The organism is Listeria cossartiae subsp. cayugensis (assembly GCF_014229095.1).
GTDB classification, from domain to species: Bacteria; Bacillota; Bacilli; order Lactobacillales; family Listeriaceae; genus Listeria; species Listeria cayugensis.
On record NZ_JAARZC010000001.1, the window covers coordinates 1,072,071 to 1,094,358 of the forward strand.

At 38.3% G+C, this 22,288-nt stretch carries 19 protein-coding genes; 17 read left to right on the plus strand and 2 right to left on the minus strand.

The features are described from left to right. Positions 1 to 10: 10 nt before the first annotated feature. Entirely contained in the window at positions 11 to 970 is a 960-nt protein-coding gene (gene trhO / locus HCB49_RS05475) for an oxygen-dependent tRNA uridine(34) hydroxylase TrhO (protein ID WP_185604316.1), read from the minus strand. Positions 971 to 1,221: 251 nt separating this feature from the next. Between trhO and HCB49_RS05480 the strand changes: the two genes are divergently transcribed. Continuing rightward, entirely contained in the window at positions 1,222 to 2,148 is a 927-nt protein-coding gene (locus HCB49_RS05480) for a YitT family protein (RefSeq protein ID WP_003727465.1), read from the plus strand. Positions 2,149 to 2,299: 151 nt separating this feature from the next. After that, a complete protein-coding gene (locus tag HCB49_RS05485) occupies positions 2,300 to 4,573 on the plus strand; it encodes an FtsK/SpoIIIE family DNA translocase (RefSeq protein ID WP_185604317.1) in 2,274 nt (757 codons plus the stop codon). Between the two features lie 31 nt (positions 4,574 to 4,604). On the opposite strand, the gene proG is transcribed toward HCB49_RS05485, so the two are convergent. After that, a complete protein-coding gene (gene proG, locus HCB49_RS05490; protein ID WP_185604318.1) occupies positions 4,605 to 5,444 on the minus strand; it encodes a pyrroline-5-carboxylate reductase ProG in 840 nt (279 codons plus the stop codon). Positions 5,445 to 5,797: 353 nt separating this feature from the next. Here proG and HCB49_RS05495 point away from each other — a divergent pair, with 353 nt between their 5' ends. From HCB49_RS05495 to HCB49_RS05565, 15 genes are all read left to right on the plus strand, one after another. After that, a complete protein-coding gene (locus HCB49_RS05495) occupies positions 5,798 to 6,871 on the plus strand; it encodes a BMP family lipoprotein (RefSeq protein ID WP_185391325.1) in 1,074 nt (357 codons plus the stop codon). Positions 6,872 to 7,303: 432 nt separating this feature from the next. Continuing rightward, complete coding sequence (locus HCB49_RS05500; RefSeq protein WP_008947766.1) at positions 7,304 to 8,845, plus strand: ABC transporter ATP-binding protein; 1,542 nt, start codon at positions 7,304 to 7,306, stop codon at positions 8,843 to 8,845. After that, positions 8,838 to 9,890, plus strand: coding sequence for an ABC transporter permease (locus HCB49_RS05505; RefSeq protein ID WP_185479937.1), 1,053 nt, complete (start codon positions 8,838 to 8,840; stop codon positions 9,888 to 9,890). Before HCB49_RS05500 ends, HCB49_RS05505 begins: the two co-directional genes overlap by 8 nt. Beyond that, positions 9,887 to 10,837: an ABC transporter permease gene (locus HCB49_RS05510; protein ID WP_185479936.1), complete on the plus strand. Its 951-nt coding sequence runs from the start codon at positions 9,887 to 9,889 to the stop codon at positions 10,835 to 10,837. The genes HCB49_RS05505 and HCB49_RS05510 overlap by 4 nt, the downstream gene beginning before the upstream one ends. A 117-nt stretch (positions 10,838 to 10,954) precedes the next feature. Continuing rightward, complete coding sequence (yfmF, locus tag HCB49_RS05515) at positions 10,955 to 12,247, plus strand: EF-P 5-aminopentanol modification-associated protein YfmF (protein ID WP_185604319.1); 1,293 nt, start codon at positions 10,955 to 10,957, stop codon at positions 12,245 to 12,247. Continuing rightward, a complete protein-coding gene (gene yfmH, locus HCB49_RS05520) occupies positions 12,228 to 13,514 on the plus strand; it encodes an EF-P 5-aminopentanol modification-associated protein YfmH (protein WP_185604320.1) in 1,287 nt (428 codons plus the stop codon). The genes yfmF and yfmH overlap by 20 nt, the downstream gene beginning before the upstream one ends. Before the next feature lie 92 nt (positions 13,515 to 13,606). Continuing rightward, positions 13,607 to 14,338 (plus strand): elongation factor P 5-aminopentanone reductase, encoded by a 732-nt coding sequence (gene ymfI, locus HCB49_RS05525; RefSeq protein ID WP_185604321.1) that lies wholly within the window; start codon positions 13,607 to 13,609, stop codon positions 14,336 to 14,338. Between the two features lie 51 nt (positions 14,339 to 14,389). Continuing rightward, complete coding sequence (locus HCB49_RS05530) at positions 14,390 to 15,310, plus strand: helix-turn-helix domain-containing protein (RefSeq protein ID WP_185604322.1); 921 nt, start codon at positions 14,390 to 14,392, stop codon at positions 15,308 to 15,310. Positions 15,311 to 15,400: 90 nt separating this feature from the next. After that, on the plus strand, positions 15,401 to 15,979 hold the full coding sequence (pgsA, locus tag HCB49_RS05535; RefSeq protein ID WP_008947772.1) for a CDP-diacylglycerol--glycerol-3-phosphate 3-phosphatidyltransferase: 579 nt from the start codon (positions 15,401 to 15,403) through the stop codon (positions 15,977 to 15,979). A 67-nt stretch (positions 15,980 to 16,046) separates the two neighbouring features. Beyond that, positions 16,047 to 17,294: a competence/damage-inducible protein A gene (locus tag HCB49_RS05540; protein WP_185604323.1), complete on the plus strand. Its 1,248-nt coding sequence runs from the start codon at positions 16,047 to 16,049 to the stop codon at positions 17,292 to 17,294. 269 nt (positions 17,295 to 17,563) lie between these two features. Continuing rightward, a complete protein-coding gene (recA, locus tag HCB49_RS05545; protein ID WP_008947774.1) occupies positions 17,564 to 18,607 on the plus strand; it encodes a recombinase RecA in 1,044 nt (347 codons plus the stop codon). A gap of 300 nt (positions 18,608 to 18,907) precedes the next feature. Then, on the plus strand, positions 18,908 to 20,470 hold the full coding sequence (rny, locus tag HCB49_RS05550) for a ribonuclease Y (RefSeq protein WP_003721904.1): 1,563 nt from the start codon (positions 18,908 to 18,910) through the stop codon (positions 20,468 to 20,470). A gap of 114 nt (positions 20,471 to 20,584) precedes the next feature. After that, positions 20,585 to 21,082, plus strand: a complete 498-nt coding sequence (locus HCB49_RS05555) for a GNAT family N-acetyltransferase (protein ID WP_185506821.1) — start codon at positions 20,585 to 20,587, stop codon at positions 21,080 to 21,082. Positions 21,083 to 21,086: 4 nt separating this feature from the next. Then, positions 21,087 to 21,890: a TIGR00282 family metallophosphoesterase gene (locus tag HCB49_RS05560; protein ID WP_185398637.1), complete on the plus strand. Its 804-nt coding sequence runs from the start codon at positions 21,087 to 21,089 to the stop codon at positions 21,888 to 21,890. Between the two features lie 16 nt (positions 21,891 to 21,906). Continuing rightward, complete coding sequence (locus tag HCB49_RS05565; protein WP_008947779.1) at positions 21,907 to 22,269, plus strand: YlbF/YmcA family competence regulator; 363 nt, start codon at positions 21,907 to 21,909, stop codon at positions 22,267 to 22,269. The last annotated feature ends 19 nt before the right edge of the window (positions 22,270 to 22,288 follow it).

Genomic DNA, 22,288 nt, shown 5'->3' on the forward strand with positions numbered 1-22,288 from the left:
GGTTTTTTGTTTATTGAACCATTTCTGGCAAAGTTTCATCAATTGCTTGAAGACGTTCTGTAAATTCTTCTTTAGATAAATTTTTCGTATAAAGATTTGCTGGATGAACGCGGCAATCATGCGAACAACTACGCAAATATTTTTCTTCGTTGGAAACAGAAGCGAGAATTTGCTTGTTACAATACGGATTAGCACAATTAATGTAACGTTCGCAAGGCGTACCGTCAAAGTAATCTTTCCCAACAATGGTAGGATTTACTTGGTTAATCGGAACCGCAATTCTTTCATCGAAAACATACATTTGACCATCCCAAAGCTCACCTTTTGTTTCTTCATTTTTACCGTAAGTAGCAATCCCGCCGTGTAGTTGACTAACATCGTCAAAGCCAGCTGTTTTTAACCAACCAGAAAATTTCTCACAACGAATGCCACCAGTACAGTAAGTGACGATTTTTTTATCAGCCAGCTGCTCACGATTATCTTCAATCCAGCCTGGTAACTCACGGAAATTTTGAATATCTGGGCGAACAGCTCCGCGGAAATGACCGATATCAAATTCATAATCATTTCGAGCATCTAAAATCACTGTATCTTCATCCAAAAGCGCTTCACGAAACTCAGCAGGCTCTAGGTAAGTACCAGTAATTTCTAACGGATTTACATCTTCTTCTAAACTTAAACTAACGATTTCAGTACGAGGTCGAACATGCATTTTCTTAAACGCATGAGAATCAGCCGCGTCAATTTTAAATACCATATCAGCGAAGCGAGCATCATTTGCCATATAATTGATATACTTGTTTGTTGCCTCTACTGTTCCCGAAACGGTGCCATTAATCCCCTCAGACGCCACCAAAATTCGGCCTTTCAATTCCATTTCTTTGCAAGCTGCAAGATGCTCTTTTGCAAAAGTTTCTGGATCATCAATCGTTGTGTATTTGTAATATAACAACACTTGATAGTCACTCATAATCTTATCACCCTTCAAAATGTATTTCATGTGCAAGAATAATTCTCCACAAGTTTGCGCATTAATACTATACTATAGCAAATTCAGACTGGCAAGTAAGCGAACTGGGAAATAAATGCTTCTTATTATTAACTATATGTACAAGTACAAAACAGCTATGGTATACTTATTAAATATGAAGCGAAAATTTTGTTGATGGAAACAAATCTTGTTTTCATTGCCTAAAATAAAGAATGAAGTAAGGATTGGGCGTGAGCTATGTGCAAATAAATGAATCGTTTATGGAAGAACTAGCTTTAAAAAAAGTAAAACAAGAACGCAGAAAAAGGTTAAAGTGGTTTGTGTATAAGTTTTTAATGATTACCTTTGGTGCTATTTTAATGGGGGTTGGGCTGGAACTTTTCCTTGTAAACAACCGGATCTTAGATGGCGGGGTCGTTGGTATTTCGATTATTATTTCGCAATTAACACCACTGCCACTCGGAGTTTTAACTTTTGTACTTAATATTCCGTTTTTTATTATCGGTTACCGGAAAATCGGAAAGGTATTTGCCTTATTTACGTTATACGGGATTGCGGTCATGTCGATTGTAACGCTCGTTTTACATGATATGGATCCAGTGACGGATGACTTGTTGCTGGCGACTGTTTTTGGCGGTATGACGCTTGGTCTTGGCGTTGGACTTGTTATTCGTAATGGTGGGGCGCTTGATGGGACAGAAATTATTTCTATCATCATTAACGGCCGTACGCCATTTTCAACGGGACAAATTATTATGTTTATTAATATCGTCATTTTCATTGTTGCGGGGCTGGTGTTTAACTGGGACCGGGCGATGTATTCTCTCATTACCTATTTTCTAGCGTATAAAGTGATTGATATTGTTATTCAAGGTGTAGATGAATCAAAAAGTGCTTTTATTATTAGTCGCTATTACGAGGAAATTGGTGCAGAAATTATGGAACAACTTGGAAAAGGCGTGACATACTTAGATGCAACTGGTGGCTATTCCGGCGATGTAAGAAAAGTAGTTTTCGTTATCGTCTCAAGATTTGAAGAAGTAAAAGTAAAAGCAATTTTGGACGAAATTGACCCAGATGCCTTTTTAGCTGTCGGAGGAAGCATGTCAGAAGTCCGCGGCGGAAAATTGATGAACACGAAAACACCACATTTGTAACTATACTAAAACCATGTATCTTTTTGTTGAGATAGGTGGTTTTTTGACGAACGGAAACATTTGTTTGTATAATAGGGCTATAGTATGAGCGACAGAACGAATAGATGTGCTATAATAAAACAAGCAAAAAAAGGAATGGGTGGGACTTGGAATGGCGACACAAAAGAAAAAAACGAGCGGACGTAAAAAATCGTCAACACGTTCAAAGAAAAAACAATCAGCCTCTTTTCGTTTAGAAATAACAGGGGTTGTTTTGATAGCAATAGGAATAATCGGGCTTTTACAATTAGGCTTTATCGGCCGCGGTTTTTTTGCGTTGGCTGAAATGTTTGTTGGTCTTCTAAGTTATGTATTACTAGCTGGAAGTGTGATACTTGGCGGCTACATGGTCATTAGAAGAAAAATGCCACATCTCTTTAGCAAACGTTTAGTAGGGATTTACCTAATTGTTTTAGGCTTTTTAACTTATATACATATGTATTTTATTATTCACAATTTAGGGGCGAATGCGTCCGTTATTTCTAGCACATGGAAATTAGTACTAGAAAATTTATTTAGACCAAATCAAGTTGGTTTTGTTGGCGGAGGTATGATTGGAGCTGTGATTACTTCCATTACGTATTTCTTATTAGATCGTCTTGGCACAAATTTAATCGCGGCACTACTTATCATTTATGGATTTTCACTTATATCTGGCATTTCCATCCGCCAATTTTTCGCGAAAGTAGCAGAATTTGTCCGCTACTTGTTCACAAAAGGAAAAGCAGCAACGGAAAAAGGCAAAGAAGTAAAAGCAAAACGTGATAAAAAGAAAGCAGAAAAAGTTGTTGATGTGGAGCCGGAAGAGGAAATTGACCTAATAGAACCAATCCCAGAAGAAAAAATTCCACCAATAATTTCCAACTTTAGTTCAAAAGTGGAGCAAGAAAAAGCACCAGTGGAAGAAAAAACGGAACAAAAAGAACCAGATTTAGAAATGTTCCAACAAGAATCTTTCGAAAATGAGATTTATCAATTACCACCAGTGGATATTTTAGCACCAGCCAAAGTAACGGATCAAAGCAAAGAGTACGATCAAATCAAAATAAATGCTCAGAAACTTGAAGATACTTTTGAAAGCTTTGGCGTAAAAGCGAAAATCACCCAAGTGCATTTAGGACCAGCTGTTACCAAATATGAAGTACAGCCGTCTGTTGGTGTCAAAGTAAGTAAAATTGTTTCGTTGAGCGATGATATAGCACTTGCGCTAGCGGCAAAAGATATTCGGATTGAAGCACCAATTCCAGGGAAGTCTGCTATTGGGATTGAAGTAGCGAATCAGAATGTTGCCATGGTATCGTTGCGTGAAGTGTTAGAAAATAACCCTAAAAATAATCCGGAAGAGAAACTGCAAATCGCGCTCGGTCGTGATATTTCTGGTGAAGCGATGATGGCGAGTCTCGATAAAATGCCCCATTTACTTGTCGCAGGAGCAACAGGGAGCGGGAAATCCGTTTGTATTAACGGAATTATTACGAGCATTTTACTCCGCGCCAAACCGCATGAAGTGAAAATGATGATGATTGATCCAAAAATGGTCGAGTTAAATGTCTATAATGGGATTCCGCATTTACTTGCGCCAGTTGTAACGAATCCTAAAAAAGCAGCTCAAGCCTTACAAAAAGTCGTTGCTGAGATGGAACGCCGTTACGATTTATTCTCACATACCGGTACACGTAATATGCAAGGTTACAATGATTATGTGAAAAAACAAAATGAACTAAACAATGAAAAACAACCAGAGTTACCATTTATCGTTGTTATTGTAGATGAGTTGGCTGACTTAATGATGGTTGCTTCGAACGATGTAGAGGACGCTATTACGAGATTAGCACAAATGGCACGAGCGGCGGGCATACATTTAATTATTGCCACGCAGCGACCATCTGTAGACGTAATTACAGGTGTTATTAAAGCGAACATCCCATCACGAATTGCTTTTGCTGTATCAAGCTCAATTGATTCAAGAACAATTTTAGATATGGGTGGAGCAGAGAAATTGCTTGGCCGAGGAGATATGCTATTACTACCAGTTGGCTCAAGTAAACCAACGCGTATTCAAGGGGCCTTTTTATCTGATGCAGAAGTAGAGGATGTCGTGAATTACGTTATTTCGCAACAAAAAGCACAATATAGCGAAGAAATGATTCCTGATGATATCCCGGAAGTAGAAGGAGAAGTAACAGACGAGCTTTATCACGAAGCAGTAGAACTTGTTGTAGAGATGCAAACAGCTTCCGTCTCAATGTTACAACGGAAATTCCGAATCGGCTATAACCGTGCAGCGAGATTAATTGATGAAATGGAACAAAGAGGCGTCGTTGGCCCGCATGAAGGTAGCAAGCCAAGACGAGTAAATGTTGAAATTAGTCCTGAACATGAATAAAAAAGGTTGCGACGAAAAGTCGCAACCTTTTTTAGGAAAGTAAATCCTTTTTTTGAGCTTGAATTTGTTTTTCGCTAGCAGCATATTTTGATTGTGTTCGGTCAAGCAGTTCATCAAAAAAATTTGGCAACTCAGTTTGGCTCAGCTCCACGCCTTCCGCTGTGCTACCACCTTTTGTTGCAACGCGTTCAATCAAGCCGCTAAACGTGTAATCTTCCTCAACTAACAACTTGGAAGTTCCCGCCAAAGCAAAATTAATCATTTGGAAAACCTCAGCATCTGATAAAGAAGACCTTCTAAGAGCGGCTTCCACAAATTGTTCAAAAATCGCTGCGATAATACCAGGCGAGGAGCTAGTTAAATCACTTGCAACATCCATATTTTCTTCGCGAATCGTCATCACATGTCCAAAATGCTCAAAGGCCGTTTCCAACCAAGTACTATTCTTGGCATCAACCGTATCAGCATGCGCAATCAACGTTGTCCCGACGCCAACAGTCGACGTGATAGAAGGAATCAGTTTACTAATTTGTAATGTGGGCGAAAGTGCTAAAATATCAGAAGTACTGACGCCAGCCGCAATAGAAATGACATGACGTTGCGCTGTAAGTACCGCCGAACAATCTTTTATAAGTGGTAAAACAGCAAGTGGCAATGTACAAATAAAACTATGCGCCGCTTTTGTAAAAACTTCCGCTTCGTTACTAGCTAATTCCGCCGTCGGATATGTATCATAAAATTGTTTAAAATGCTCATTTTGGGAATTGGAATAAAGGATGATTTCTTCAGGAGTTGCAATCTCAGTTTCTATTACTTTAGTCGCAATTAACGATGCCATACTTCCAAAACCGATAAATCCTATTTTTGTCATTTTCATCCCGCCTTTCATTATTGATTTTTATTATGAAGGGAATAAAAGGGGATTGCAACTAAATTTGATTGTTTGCTTTTTCACGTTAACGCGCTTGTGTCTAGGGATTGGCGAAAAAGCGAATGATTCCGATAGAATTAAATTTTCTGAATTCATTTGCATTAAAAATTTATGAAGTTGGTTATTTATTTATTTTATTTTCCATGTTATATTAAGAACAGTTGGAGAAGACGTTAAATGTTTTTGTGCGTTTTCCGAAAAAGGGACCATACATAATTTTCTAATACGCGCCTGAATGTTTGTTTTGACAGATAGCTCTAACTAACATTATATCTCTCGGGAGGGGTTTTAAGGTGAAAAAGCGTACATTTGCTTTAGCACTATCAATGATTATTGCTTCTGGCGTTATCCTAGGTGCTTGTGGTTCGAGCAGCGACGATAAAAAAAGTAGCAGTGATAAGAGCAGTAAAGATTTTACAGTAGCAATGGTTACAGATACTGGTGGTGTTGATGACCGTTCGTTTAACCAATCTGCATGGGAAGGCTTACAAAAATTTGGTAAAGCTAACGACATGGAAAAAGGTACTGATGGTTACAACTACTTGCAATCAGCTTCTGAAGCAGACTACAAAACAAACTTAAACACTGCTGTTCGTAGCGACTATGATTTAATTTATGGAATTGGTTACAAACTGAAAGATGCAATTGAAGAAGTTTCTAAACAAAAACCTAAAAATCAATTCGCTATTGTTGATGACACAATTGATGACCGTGATAATGTAGTAAGTATTGGATTTAAAGATAACGATGGTTCTTACCTTGTTGGAGTTGTAGCCGGCTTAACAACAAAAACAAATAAAGTTGGATTTGTTGGTGGGGTAAAAGGAACTGTTATCGACCGTTTTGAAGCTGGTTTCACTGCTGGTGTAAAAGCTGTTAATCCGAACGCACAAATTGATGTGCAATATGCAAACGATTTCGCTAAAGCAGACAAAGGACAACAAATCGCTTCTTCCATGTATTCAAGTGGAGTTGACGTAATTTTCCATGCTGCTGGTGGTACTGGTAACGGTGTCTTTGCAGAAGCTAAAAACTTGAAGAAAAAAGATCCTAGCCGTGCTGTTTGGGTAATCGGTGTTGACCGTGACCAATGGGACGAAGGAAAAGTTACAGCAAACGATGGCAAAGATTACAATGTAACACTTACATCTGAAATCAAACGCGTTGATATCGCTGTTGATGACCTTGCAACTCGTGCTAAAGCTGGAGATTTCCCAGGCGGAACTAAAATTGAATATGGTCTTGATAAAGATGCTGTAGGGCTTTCTGAACATCAAGATAATATTTCAAAAGACGTTTTAGCTAAAGTAGAAGAATACAAACAAAAAATCGTTGATGGGGACATTAAAGTTCCAGAAAAACCTTGATTTTATAGTTATAAAAACTGAGTAATACGAACGAAGTAAAACCTTTTATGAAAGTCGGCATGCAACGTGTCGACTTTCATAAAAAATTAATTTGTAAGCGTTTTAATTTGATAGGTAAACCCTTTTACTAAAAGAAAATAATCGGTATATTGGAATTTATGATTGCAATGAATGCCATTTAGAAATAAAATAAGGAGATGGCTTTTTTAATCGCTTAAAAATGCAAGGCAAGCTTTCGTACATAGATGGTATAATAAAACGTGTTTTTACAACATACCAAAGCATTGAAGCGAGGAAGTCATTGAACAACAAACGGATAAAAAACTCGGAACCTTCTTCGGGAGGAAGTACGGGGAGAGGCGGCGTCCTTCGAGAGAATCGCGCGTGTGGCTGTTTTTCCAGTTTGAACCAGACGACAAGGGGAGTGAAGAAGTGGACTTTGTTATTGAAATGTTAGGAATCAGGAAGGAATTCTCTGGATTTGTAGCAAATGATAACATTACCTTACAGTTAAAGCAGGGAGAAATTCATGCTTTGTTAGGTGAGAATGGCGCAGGGAAATCTACGCTAATGAATGTCTTGTTTGGTCTATATGAACCAGATGGTGGAGAAATTCGTGTTCGTGGTACGAAAGAAAATATTAACAGCCCGAACAAAGCAAATGAGCTTGGAATCGGTATGGTCCATCAGCATTTCATGTTAGTGGATAAATTCACGGTTGCAGAAAACATCATCCTTGGTAAAGAGCCAAGCAAACTAGGTGTTATCGAAAAGAAAAAAGCGATTGAAGAAATTAAAGAAATTTCTGATCGTTACGGCTTGCGAGTGGATCCAAATGCGGTTGTGCGTGATATTTCTATCGGTATGCAACAACGTGTAGAAATTCTAAAAACACTTTATCGTGGCGCGGACATCCTCATTTTTGATGAGCCGACAGCTGTTTTAACACCCCAAGAAATCAAAGAACTAATCCAAATTATGCGTTCTCTAATCAAGGAAGGCAAATCGATTATTTTAATCACACATAAACTAAAAGAAATCATGGACGTTTGTGACCGCGTAACTGTTATCCGTCGTGGTAAAGGCATGGGTACAGTAAACGTTCCAGAAACTACACCACAAGATTTGGCTAATTTAATGGTTGGCCGTGAAGTTGTCTTTACAACCGAGAAAATAGATGCAACTCCTGGTAAAGACGTTTTAGAAGTAAAAGATTTAGTTGTGAAAGAAAGTCGCGGCGTTGAAAGTGTTCGTGGACTTAATTTGACTGTCAGAGCTGGCGAAATCGTCGGAATAGCTGGGGTCGATGGTAATGGTCAAAGTGAACTTATTTCTGCGATTGCTGGTCTTTCTAAAGTAACTAGTGGTAGCATTCTTCTAAATGGCGAACATATCGAAAACAAAAAACCACGTAAAATTACGGAAGCTGGTTTAGGACATATTCCAGAAGATCGTCACAAACATGGTTTAGTACTCGAAATGTCGCTTGGAGAGAACATTGCTCTGCAAACATACTATAAAAAACCTATTTCTAGTAAAGGGTTCTTAAATCATAAAGCAATGTACGACTTTGCGCGTGAACTAATTGAAGAATACGATGTTCGTGCAAGTAGCGAATATGTAGCAGCAAAATCACTTTCTGGTGGTAACCAACAAAAAGCGATTATTGCAAGGGAGATAAATCGTAATCCAGATTTCTTAATTGCGGCTCAACCGACACGGGGACTAGATGTTGGTGCAATTGAATTCATTCATAGACGCTTGATTGAACAACGAGATAAAGGGAAAGCAGTATTACTTATGTCGTTTGAATTAGATGAAATTATGAATGTAAGTGACCGTATTGCGGTTATTTACGAAGGGAAAATCGTTGCTATTGTTGATCCGAAAGAAACAACGGAGCAAGAACTTGGCCTAATGATGGCTGGTTCATCCAAACAGGAAGCGGAAATGGGGGAGAAAGAGCATGTCTAAACGACTACAAGCATTAGTTATCCCAGTTACAGCCGTTATCCTTGGACTTATCTGCGGTGCGATTATCATGCTTATTTTTGGATATGACCCAATTGCAGGTTATTCAGCACTTGTAGAAGGCGTTATCGGAGAACCTTTCTACATCGGTGAAACAATTCGCCAAGCTACACCATACATTTTAGTTGGTCTATCTGTCGCGGTTGCATTTAAAGCCGGTCTTTTCAATATCGGTGCAGAAGGTCAAATGCTTATGGGCTGGTTAGGTTCAATCATCATCGCAGTAAACTTTGATGGTTTAGCAAAATGGATTCATTTACCACTTGCGATTATCACTGGTATGGTTTTCGGTGCGATTTGGGCATTCATTCCAGGTATTTTAAAAGCAACTTTACGCGTAAATGAAGTTATCGTAACAATCATGCTTAACTATACAGCACTTTATATTTTCAACTATGTCGTACAAAATTTACTTACAGATGGTTTGGATAAAACGCAAGAAATTCATGCGTCTGCGTCTTTACAATCTGAATTATTACAATCACTTACAGATTATTCATCGCTACATTGGGGAATATTGATAGCCCTAGGTTTTGCACTTATTATTTGGTTAATGTTAAACAAAACTACTTTTGGTTACGAAATCGAAGCAGTTGGGTTTAACGAAAATGCATCGCAATATGCCGGAATGAGTGTTAAGAAAACAATTATCTTTTCCATGGTTATTGCCGGAGCGCTTGCTGGTCTTGGTGGCGTAATGGAAGGTCTTGGAACATACGGAACAGCTTATGTATTAACTTCTTCTCCAGGAATTGGTTTTGACGGTATTGCCGTTGCATTACTCGGAGGAAGTTCTCCAATTGGGATTGTTTTCTCTGCCATCTTGTTCGGCGCTCTAAAAGTCGGAGCACTAAACATGCCAGCAGTTGCGGGCGTTCCAAACGAATTAGTCAATGTAATTATCGCTCTGATTATCTTCTTTGTGGCATCCAGCTACATTATCCGCTGGGCGATGGCAAAATTTAAGAAGGGGGCGAAAGCAGAATGACAGCCATTTTAGCGACAATTGTTTCTAGTACACTGCTTATGGCAGGCCCACTAATTTTTACTGCTCTCGGGGGCGTTTATTCAGAACGAGGCGGTGTGGTTAATATTGGACTAGAGGGTATGATGGTAATGGGAGCATTCTCGGCTATCGTCTTCAACCTTACTTTCCAAGATACTTTTGGCAATTTAACTCCTTGGATATCACTTATCGCAGCGATGGTCGTTGGGGGATTATTCTCTCTTGTACACGCTGTTGCAACTATTAATTTCCGCGCTGACCACGTAATCAGTGGTGTAGCGATTAACTTTTTAGCAACTGGTCTATCTTTATTCCTTGTAAAAGTAATTTATGATAAAGGCCAAACAGATCAAATTAAGTACTATTTTGGTAAACCGGATATTCCTGTTTTGAGTGATATTCCAGTCATTGGTGATATTTTCTTCAAAAACATTCCGGTAATGAGTTATGTGGCGATTATTTTCGCTATCGCATCTTGGTTTATTATTTACAAAACACGCTTTGGCCTTCGTCTTCGTTCTGTAGGGGAACATCCTCTTGCAGCCGACACAATGGGAATCAAAGTTCGTTGGATGAGATACCAAGGTGTTATCATTTCTGGTATTCTTGGTGGCCTAGGTGGCGCGGTTTACGCCCAATCCTTTACACTTGATTTCGGACATGCAACTATTTCCGGTCAAGGTTATATGGCCCTTGCAGCGATGATTTTTGGTAAATGGAACCCGCTTGGAGCTATGGGAGCAGCAATCTTCTTCGGTTTTGCGCAATGTTTGGCAATTACCGGTGGATCACTACCATTCTTCAAAGACATTCCAGACGTTTACTTACAAATTGCGCCTTATGTATTAACAATCCTTGCGCTTGTTGGCTTTATCGGTAAATCCGAAGCGCCAAAAGCAGACGGTGTGAACTACATTAAAGGTAAATAATACGAGTGAACAGCCTAGATTAAATTCTAGGCTGTTTTTTTATGCTAGAAAATTGTGTGTCACAACAACTTACGATACAATAGGAAAGTGAGATCATTGCTTGAAAGGAGCATTATAATGACAGACAAAATATTTCAAGAAAAAGTTGGCCCAGTTGCCCTGACAATTGTTCCAACCCAAAAATATAAATCCAATAAAATTGTTTTTAAATTTCGCGCTCCATTAGAAAGAGAAACAGTAACTAAACGGGCTTTACTTTCGATATTATTAGAAACAAATAGTGAAAAATATCCAACTCAAACGGATTTTAGAAAACAGTTAGCGAATCTTTATGGTGCTAATTTTTATACGACTACTGCCAAAAAAGGCAATGAACATGTATTAACTGTAATTTTTGATATGATTGATGGACAATATGTATCCGATGGAAATCATATTTTAAAAGATGCGTTTTCATTTATAGAACAAGCATTATTCCACCCAAACGTTGCAAATGGTGCTTTCAATGAAGAAACACTTGCTCGTGAAAAAGAGAATTTAAAAAGTAGTTTAGAAGGCATTTACGATGATAAAATTCGTTTCGCTTCCAAACGATTAATAGAAGAAATGTTCCAAGACGATGCGTTTCGCTTTGGTTCAGCTGGTATCTTAGAAGATATTGACGCTATCACAGCGAAAGATTTGTACGATTACTATCTGCAATTTATCGCAGAAGATACAGTCGAAATATTTATTTGCGGAGATGTAACAACAGAAGAAGTCATGCCGCTTATCGGAAAAATGGCTTTTGCGCCGCGTGCGGAACGAAAAGGTGTTTTTTATACAAAAGAAGCGCCGAAAGAAGTGCGCGTGATTCACGAGCAACAAGCAATTAACCAAGGGAAACTTGTACTTGGTTATCAAACTGAAACATTATTTGGAGACGATGATTTCGTGGCACTTCAACTTGCGAACGGTTTGCTTGGCGGATTTGCGAACTCCAAAATCTTCATCAATGTGCGTGAAAAAGCAAGTCTAGCTTATTACGCTTCTAGCCGAATTGATTCTTTCAAAGGCTACATGATTATTTCAGCTGGAATCGATGAAGTGAACTATGAGCAAGCATTGTCAATTATTGAAGAACAAGTCGTTGCAATGAAACAAGGCGATTTTACAGAAGATGAATTAAACCAAACAAAAGAAATGCTTATTAACCAATTGCTTGAAACAAATGACCAAGCACAAGGCCTAATTGAACTCGTGTATAACAATGTTTTACGCGAAGCTAATTTAGACCTAGAAAATTGGATTGCAAAAATCAAACAAGCAACGAAAGAAGAAGTAGTTGCTGCCATCAATAAAATTAAACCAGATACTATTTATTTCTTGAGCAAGGGAGGAGAAGAACTTCATGGAAAAAATCACATTTGAGCAAGTAAAAGAAGCAGTCTTTCATAAAAAAATGGCAAATGGCTTACAAGTGTATCTTCTTCCAAAACAAGGATTTAGTAAGACTTATGCTGTATTCACAACAAACTACGGGGCAATCGATAATAATTTCGTCCCAATTGGCGAAACCGAATTTACGAAAGTTCCAGACGGCATTGCCCATTTCTTAGAGCATAAAATGTTTGAAAAAGAAGACGGCGATGTATTCTTCAAATTTGGCGAAAAAGGTGCATTCACGAATGCGTTCACCTCTTTTACCAAAACAGCGTATCTTTTCTCAAGTACTTCTCGCGTAGAAGAAAACTTAGAGACGCTAATTGATTTCGTACAAGATCCGTATTTCACTGAAGAAACAGTCGAAAAAGAAAAAGGCATTATCGGCCAAGAAATCAGAATGTATGATGATGATCCAGATTTTCGCGCATATTTTGGCGTAATTGAAAACATGTATCATAATCACCCAGTAAAAATCGACATCGCTGGAACAGTTGAATCCATCGCGGAAATTAACAAAGATTTACTTTACCTTTGTTATAACACGTTCTATCACCCGAGCAACATGGTACTTTTCGTTGTAGGTAACTTAGAACCTGAACAAATGATGGACCAAATTCGTTCTAACCAAGCGAAAAAAGAATTTGCTGAAGCTGCACCAATCAAACGTCATTTCCCGGAAGAACCGAAAACAGTTGCTGTAAAAGAACGCAAAATCCATTTCCCGGTTCAAATCGCTAAAAATTTAGTGGGGATTAAAGAAGATATCGGTTCCATGGAAGGACAAGCGGCATTAAAACAAGAAATTATCGGTGATGTTGCCTTGGAAATGCTATTTGGCACAACTTCTGACACCTACTTGAAGTTATATAACGAAGGAATCATTGATGACACATTTGGCTATGATTACACACTTCAAGATAGCTTTTCATTCGTGCTAGTTGGCGGCGACGCAAAAGACCCGGACAAACAAACAGCCAAAATTAAAGAAGCTATTCAAGCAGCAGCTAAAAATGGTTTAAGTGAAACTGATTTAGCGCTCGTTAAACGCAAACGTATCGGTCAATTTTTACGTTCATTGAATTCACCTGAGTTTATTGCGAACCAATTTAGCCAATACGTTATGAAATCAGCTTCGTTATTTGATATTTTACCTTTAATGGAAAAAGTGACTTTAGAAGAAGTAAATCATTTCGTTAAAAACTTGGACCAAGAAGAGCGGACAACGAGTTTCCAATTACTTCCAGAGCAATAAACAAATTTATGTCTTTTTTTAGTATAAAAAATGGCATAAATTCCTGAGTCATGCTATCATAAAAGAAATAGACTGGAAAGGGTTGCCTTTTTTTGGATAAAGAGATAAAATATGCTTTTGTAACTGGTGCTAGCGGAGAGATTGGACAAGCAATTTGTTTATCCCTTGCGAAAGCTGGCTGGAACTTGTATCTTCACTATTATCAAAATAAACAAGCAGTAGAAACATTATTGCCACAATTAGAAGCAGAAGAAGTAGATGTTATGCTTATTCAAGCTGATTTTGATGATTTAGCAAGTTTAGCAGAACTGGAAAAGCAAGTTTTTCAAGTAGATGCTTTTATTCATACAGCGGGGCAGGCTCACTATAGTTTATTCCAGGATACTACAGATACAATTATAGCTGAACTATGGAATGTTCATATGTTCATGCCGATGAGATTAATCCGTACTTTTATGCCAAAGCTAATGAAAAGTAGCCAAGGAAGAATTATTTTCATTAGTTCAATATGGGGAGAAGTTGGTGCGTCGATGGAAGTAGCGTACTCCACTGTAAAAGGTGCACAAATAGCCTTTTGCCGTGCGCTAAGCCAAGAAGTAGGACTGTCTGGAATAACCGTTAATGCGGTGACACCAGGAGTTGTAGAAACAAAAATGATGGATCAATTTGCAGACGATGAGAAGGAAATGTTGCGGCAAGAAATCCCTTTAAAACGTTTTGCAAAACCCGAAGAAATTGCAGAAACAGTAGAATTTTTAACAAGTAAAAAAGCAAGCTATATCACTGGAGAAGTTTTGCGCTTAAATGGCGGTTGGCTTATGTAATTTTTAGCAAAAAAATGGAAATTTGAAATTAGTAATGGTAGGTGTTTAATTTTGACAGAACTCGGTGATAAACTGAAACAAGCTAGACGTGAAAAAGGACTCAGTTTAGATGACTTGCAACAAATAACGAAAATTCAAAAACGTTATTTAGTAGCGATTGAAGAAGGAAATTATGCGGTAATGCCTGGAAAATTTTATGCGAGGGCATTTATTAAACAATATGCAGAGGCAGTTGGGCTAGATAGCACAACGCTTTTTGACGAGTTTGAAAGCGAAGTTCCTGAAACACCGCAACAAGAAGTAGTAAATAACGAGCCAACACGCGTTCAAAGTAAAAGAAATCCAATTCCTGCACAAGCTGTGGGTAATCAGAGTAACGCTCGTAATCGTTTCTTTGATATTTTACCAAAAATCCTCATCGCTTTATTTATCGTTTTTATTCTTTTCATCGTTTGGTTCTTCTTGCTTAATAAACAAGATAATTCCACAGAAAAAGTAAAAACAGACACAAGCAATCCTACAGTAAAAGTAGAAGATTCTACAAAAAATGAGGACACAAGTAAAGATACAGAGAAAAAAGATACGACATCTGACGAAGATAAATCAACTGAAAAAACAGAAGATACATCCAAAGAAGTGGAAGTGACTAAAGGAGAAACATCGGGTAATGCCACTACGTACACAGTGAAAAATACCGATAAAATGAATTTATCACTTAGCGCTACAGGTGATTCATGGATTGGCGTTTCCGATGCGAATGGCAGCACAATCCAAAATATAACATTATCCACACAAAATCCATCTACTGAAATTGATTTAGGCGACAACAAGACAGTTTCTATCGTTATCGGAAACTCTCCTGTTACTACCGTTAAAATCAATGACAAACAGCTGGAACTAGCACCGGATCTTGTTAAACAAGTCTTAACAATTAACTTAGAAGCGAGCGATACTAGCTCAGATGCTGAATAATTTGTTTTATATGGCGAAATCTGCTCATTAGATTTCGCCAACATTTTTTATAATTACATACTTTTTAAATGTAAAAAAGGAGAGAAAAAGATGAATTTACCAAATAAATTGACGGTTATTCGCATTTTTATGATACCCATTTTTGTCATTCTTTGTGTAGTACCATTTGACTGGGGAAGTGTTACTTGGCTTGATTCGACTATTCCAGTTACAAGTTTAGTGGCAACGATTATTTTCGTCGTAGCAGCCCTTACAGACTGGTTTGATGGACATTTAGCACGTAAGTATAACTTAATTACCAACTTCGGGAAGTTTGCGGATCCAATGGCAGATAAATTACTCGTAGCGGCAGCATTTATTATTCTTGTAGAAATGCATATCGCGCCGTCTTGGGTAGTTATTTTAATCATTAGCCGTGAGCTAGCTGTTACCGGTCTTCGTTTACTACTAGTTGAAGGCGGCGAAGTGCTTGCAGCTGGTCAACTTGGGAAAATTAAAACATTCACACAGATGATTGCTATCCCGCTAATGTTACTAAACAATTTCCCATTTGCTTGGACAGGTATTCGTGTAGATTTAGTTTTCTTATATGTATGTGCATTCTTTGCCGTATGGTCAGGAATCGACTATTTCTACAAAAACCGTGGCGTATTCAAAGGTTCTATGTAATAAATAAAAAAAGCATACCATTGTGTGCTTTTTTTCTATACAAAAAATGAAATGGGGATGAAACATAATGGCAAGTGCAGAGATTATTGCAGTAGGAACAGAGTTATTACTCGGACAAATTGTGAATTCTAATGCGGCATTTATTTCACAAGAATTAGCGGCTGACGGGATATATGTATACCATCACACGGTCGTTGGAGATAATCCAGCCCGTTTAAAAGAAGTAATTGAGATTGCTGAAAAACGCAGTGATATTTTAATTTTCACAGGTGGACTTGGACCAACAGAAGACGATATTACGAAACAAATTTTAGCAGCCCATTTACAAAAACAATTAGTAGAAGACGAATACCACATGCAGAAAATTACCGAGTACTTCGCTTCCAGAAACAAACCGATGACGGAAAATAATAAGTTGCAAGCTGTTATTATTGAAGATTCCATTGTTTTAAATAATGACTATGGTTTTGCGGCTGGGATGTACTTGAAAGACAACAAGCATACATATGTACTACTTCCAGGACCTCCATCTGAAATGAAGCCAATGTTTACGAGCTATGCGAATCCACTTCTTTTAAGCGAAAGTGGTGATCAAAATATTTTAGAATCCAAAATTTTGCGCTTTTTTGGTATTGGAGAATCACAATTAGCGGCTGATTTAAATGATTTAATTATTACACAAGTCAATCCAACGATCGCGACTTATGCTGGCGACAATGAAGTGGTTGTGCGAATTACGGCAACCGCTAAAACGCAAGAAGAAGCTAGCGCACTCGTTCGGGATACCGAACAAGAAATACTTCGTCGTGATGGCACTTTTTTATATGGTTACGGAGAAGTTTCTTTATCTGAATTAGTGACGGCGATGCTACTAGAGAAAGAACTCACAATTTCTGCAGCAGAAAGTTTTACTGCTGGCTTATTCCAAGCCGAAATTGCCCGTTTCCCCGGCATTTCTAAAATTTTCAAAGGTGGAATGGTAACTTACAGCGAGGAAGCGAAACAATCTATTTTAGAAGTTTCACACCAAGTAATAAAAGAAAAAGGCGTTGTAAGCGAGGAATGCGCAAAAGAAATGGCTGAAAATGTAAGTCGACTTTGTAATACGGATATCGGTGTTAGTTTCACAGGAGTTGCGGGGCCGGATAGTTTAGAAGGACATCCAGCAGGGACTATATGGATTGGATTAAGTGTGAAAGGTCGCGAAACAGAAGCTTATCAATTTGTGTATGGAAGAGATAGAAACCATAATCGTCGCCGTGCAGTGATGCAAGGATTTCAGCTGATTAAGCAATTTTTAGATGCAAAGAAGTAATTTTCTCTAGTAGAAAATGAAAAAACAGCCTAAAAAAATCAAAAATAAGCAATAAAAAAGTATTAGACGAACGCTGAAAATCCCGTTATAATGGGAAAGAAAGCAGCCGGTGCTTACACAAAATAAAAAATACGAATAAATGTTCGCTTTTTGCTTGCTTCTCACTCTAAAATGCGTTATAGTAATTCTAGGAAAAACATTCTGACTGTTTTTTGAGAGAGAAGAAGTAGAAAAACAGCTATTAGGATATTTATGAAGGAGGCAACATTGTGAATGATCGTCAAGCGGCATTAGACCAAGCTTTAAAACAAATTGAAAAACAATTCGGTAAAGGTTCCATTATGAAATTAGGGGAACATTCAGATCAAAATATATCTACTATTTCTAGTGGTTCATTAGCATTAGATATTGCATTAGGAGTTGGCGGATACCCTCGTGGACGTATTATTGAAGTATACGGACCAGAGAGTTCTGGTAAAACAACGGTTGCACTTCACGCTATTGCAGAAGTACAAGCGCAAGGCGGAACAGCAGCATTTATCGATGCAGAACACGCGTTAGATCCTGCTTATGCTAAAAACCTAGGCGTAAATATTGATGAATTACTATTATCTCAACCAGATACAGGGGAACAAGCTTTAGAGATTGCAGAAGCTTTAGTTAGAAGTGGCGCAGTTGATATGCTAGTAATTGACTCTGTTGCAGCACTTGTACCACGTGCTGAAATCGAAGGTGAGATGGGCGATGCGCACGTTGGTTTGCAAGCTCGTTTAATGTCTCAAGCATTACGTAAACTTTCTGGTGTTATTAATAAATCAAAAACCATTGCTATATTCATTAACCAAATTCGTGAAAAAGTTGGTGTTATGTTCGGTAACCCTGAAATCACACCAGGTGGACGTGCGCTTAAATTCTATTCGACTGTTCGTTTAGAAGTAAGACGTGCTGAACAACTGAAACAAGGTACAGATGTAATGGGTAACAAAACAAAAATCAAAGTCGTAAAAAATAAAGTAGCACCACCATTCCGTATTGCTGAAGTAGATATTATGTATGGTGAAGGTATTTCGCGTGAAGGTGAGCTTGTTGATATGGCCGCTGAAGTGGATGTAATCAATAAGAGTGGTTCATGGTATTCTTATAAAGAAGAACGCATCGGTCAAGGCCGTGAGAATGCAAAACAATATCTGAAAGAACACACTGATATTCGTGACGAGATTTCTAAACGCGTTCGTGAAGAGTATGAAATTGACGGCAACAAAGAACCTCTTGACGAAAATGAAGAAACTTTAAGCTTACTAGATGATGAATAAATAATTGCTAAATACGTGATGGGAATTTACTTCCTGTCGCGTATTTTTTGTTATTTTAAAAAAACTAAGGAAAATAGTGTGACATTTCATTCCTTTCCTTGACATTGTATGCTTTGACCTATAAAATTAAGTTGTATATTTTATATTGCTGGGAGACAAGGGGGAAGTTTTTCCTTTGAAAATCGGCTTCAACTGAATGGGGAGATTAGCACTCGGTTGTTGATGAAAAATACGCATGTGCCAGAATTCTGGCCACCGACATAACAATAACGAAAATTGAATAGCAAAGGAGGTGTAAGGATGACAATCGCAATCACGATCATCTCCAGTTTGCTTTTCTTAATCGTCGGTCTAGTTGTTGGTTCTCTAATTTTTAAATCTAGTACAGAGAAAAAACTGGCTGCTGCAAGGGGGACTGCTGAATTAATTGTAGAAGATGCAAAGAAAGAAGCAGAAACTACAAAAAAAGAAGCATTGCTTGAAGCGAAGGAAGAGAATCATAGGTTACGTACTGAAATCGAAAATGAACTTCGTGGGCGAAGAACAGAGACACAGAAAGCAGAAAATCGCTTATTGCAAAGGGAGGAAAACCTCGACCGTAAAGATACTTCTTTAAGTAAACGAGAAGCTACACTTGAAAGAAAAGAGGAGAGTATCAGTAAACGTCAACAACAAATTGAAGAGAAAGAAAGCAAACTAGCTGAGATGATTCAAGCGGAGCAGACAGAACTCGAAAGAATTTCTGCGCTCAGCAAAGAAGAAGCGAAATCTATCATCCTTAACCAGGTAGAAGAGGAATTAACACATGATACAGCTATCATGGTCAAAGAATCAGAAAACCGGGCCAAGGAAGAGTCGGATAAAAAAGCAAAGAATATTCTCTCACTAGCTATCCAGCGTTGTGCAGCTGATCATGTGGCAGAAACAACGGTATCTGTTGTTACCTTACCAAATGATGAGATGAAAGGACGGATTATCGGACGTGAAGGACGTAATATCCGTACGCTTGAGACACTAACAGGGATTGATTTGATAATTGATGATACGCCGGAAGCAGTTATACTTTCCGGATTTGATCCAATTCGACGTGAAATCGCTAGAATCGCCTTAGAAAAACTTGTTCAAGATGGAAGAATCCATCCAGCTCGAATTGAAGAAATGGTGGACAAAGCCCGTAAAGAGGTGGACGAACACATTCGCGAAGTCGGGGAACAAGCAACATTTGAAGTTGGAATTCATTCCATCCATCCTGATTTGATAAAAATTCTTGGCCGCTTGCGTTACCGTACTAGTTATGGACAAAACGTTCTTAACCACTCACTCGAAGTTTCGAAACTTGCAGGAATTCTTGCAGGAGAGCTTGGCGAAGACGTTACGCTTGCTAAACGGGCCGGACTACTTCATGATATTGGGAAAGCAATTGACCATGAAATTGAAGGAAGTCACGTTGAAATTGGCGTGGAACTTGCTACCAAATACAAAGAAAATGATGTGGTAATCAATAGTATTGCTTCCCATCACGGAGATACAGAAGCGACTTCTGTTATCGCAGTATTGGTTGCAGCGGCGGATGCACTTTCTGCTGCAAGACCAGGAGCTCGTAGTGAAACGCTTGAAAATTACATTCGTCGTTTAGAAAAATTAGAAGAAATTTCTGAGTCTTACGATGGTGTAGAAAAATCTTATGCAATCCAAGCAGGACGTGAAGTACGTATCATCGTTGAACCAGATACAATTGATGATCTTTCGTCTTACCGCCTAGCTCGTGACATAAGAAAACGAATTGAAGAGGAATTAGATTACCCGGGTCACATCAAAGTGACTGTAATTCGTGAAACAAGAGCAGTTGAATACGCTAAATAATAATTAAAAGATACATCGCAAATTTATTTTGCGGTGTATCTTTTTTTAATCGGTTGCCTAGCTTGAGTAAGAACGGTATAATCAAAAGATAAACGAAAAAGGGAGGCGGAGTTTTTGAGTGAGTGGAAAATTTTGCCGATGCTAGAAGAACACTATCCTGGAGTTGCTGCGGTTCATCAAGAAGGCATTGATACAGGGAACGCTACTTTTCAAGAAAAAACACTTACGTTAGAAGCATGGGATGAAAAGTACTTAAAAAGTTGTCGATTAGTTGTACTGATGAACGACCAAGTGATTGGCTGGGCAGCATTACTACCATTTTCAAGTATGTATGCTTATCGCGGAGTAGCCGAGTTAAGCATTTATATAGCAAAAAGCGCTCGTGGAAAAGGCGTTGGAAAAGCACTGATGCATGAAATTATCCAGACAAGTGAGCAAAATGGCTTCTGGACATTGCAATCCTTAATTTTTCCAGAGAATAAAGCTAGTATTGCGCTTCACCATACATATGGCTTCCGAACATTATGCATTCATGAAAAATTAGGTGAAATGAATGGCGTTTTTCGGGATGTCGCATTATTAGAACGTAGAAGTAATAGAAACGGAGAATAACAAAATGAAAATACTATTTATCGGTGATGTTGTCGGCTCCATCGGCCGCGATGCCATTACAGAATATTTACCACAATTAAAGAAAAAATATAAACCAACAATCACGGTGATTAACGGTGAAAACGCAGCAAGTGGCCGTGGAATCACAGAGAAGATTTATAAAGATTTCCTAGAACTTGGTGCTAATGCAGTAACGCTTGGGAATCACACATGGGACAATCGTGATATTTTTGAATTTATCGAGGATGCTAAATATTTAGTGCGTCCTGCCAATTTCCCAGATGATACGACACCTGGAACAGGGATGGTTTTTGTGAAAAGTAATCAACATGAGATTGCTGTCATTAATATGCAAGGTCGAACTTTCTTAGCAGATTTAGACGATCCGTTCCGTAAAATGGACGCGTTGATTGAAGAAGCAAAAAAACGTACTAACATTATTTTTGTGGACTTTCATGCCGAAACAACAAGTGAAAAAGAAGCAATGGGGTGGTATTTAGATGGTCGGGTGACTGCTGTGGTTGGTACGCATACCCACGTGCAAACGTCTGATAACCGCATCCTTCCAGAAGGAACAGCTTATTTGACGGATACTGGTATGACTGGACCGTACGATGCTATCCTTGGAATGGAAAAGGAAGCTGTTATTCGTCGTTTTAAAACAGCTCTACCAACAAGATTCGAAGTTCCTAAAACAGGTCGTGCAGTCTTGTCTGGTTGTTTGATCACGCTTGACGAAAATACTGGAAAAGCACAAAAAATTGACCGAATTCTCATCAACGAAGACCACCCATTTTCCTTTGATTAAGAATGGAGATGAAATTGTGACGGTTTCAAAAGAAGAAATTATGAAAAAAGCAACAGAACTTCGTGATGCACTGCAACAAACGGAAGAAGTATCTTTTTACCGGATTGCCGAGGAAAGAATAAATGCTAATTCCAAAGTATCAGCGAAAGTTTCTAAAATAAAGTTACTTCAAAAAGAAGCAGTCAACTTAGAACATTATCAAAAACTCGAAGCCATGAAACAAACCGAGAACCAAATTGATAACGTTCGTGCAGACATTGACTCACTCCCGATTGTAACAGAATTCAGACGCGCTCAAGAAGATGCCAATGATCTTTTGCAGTCAATTACAACGGAGATTACAACAAAAGTAACAACCGAGCTTGAAAAAGAAAATTGACCTTTTAAAACTGCCAAAA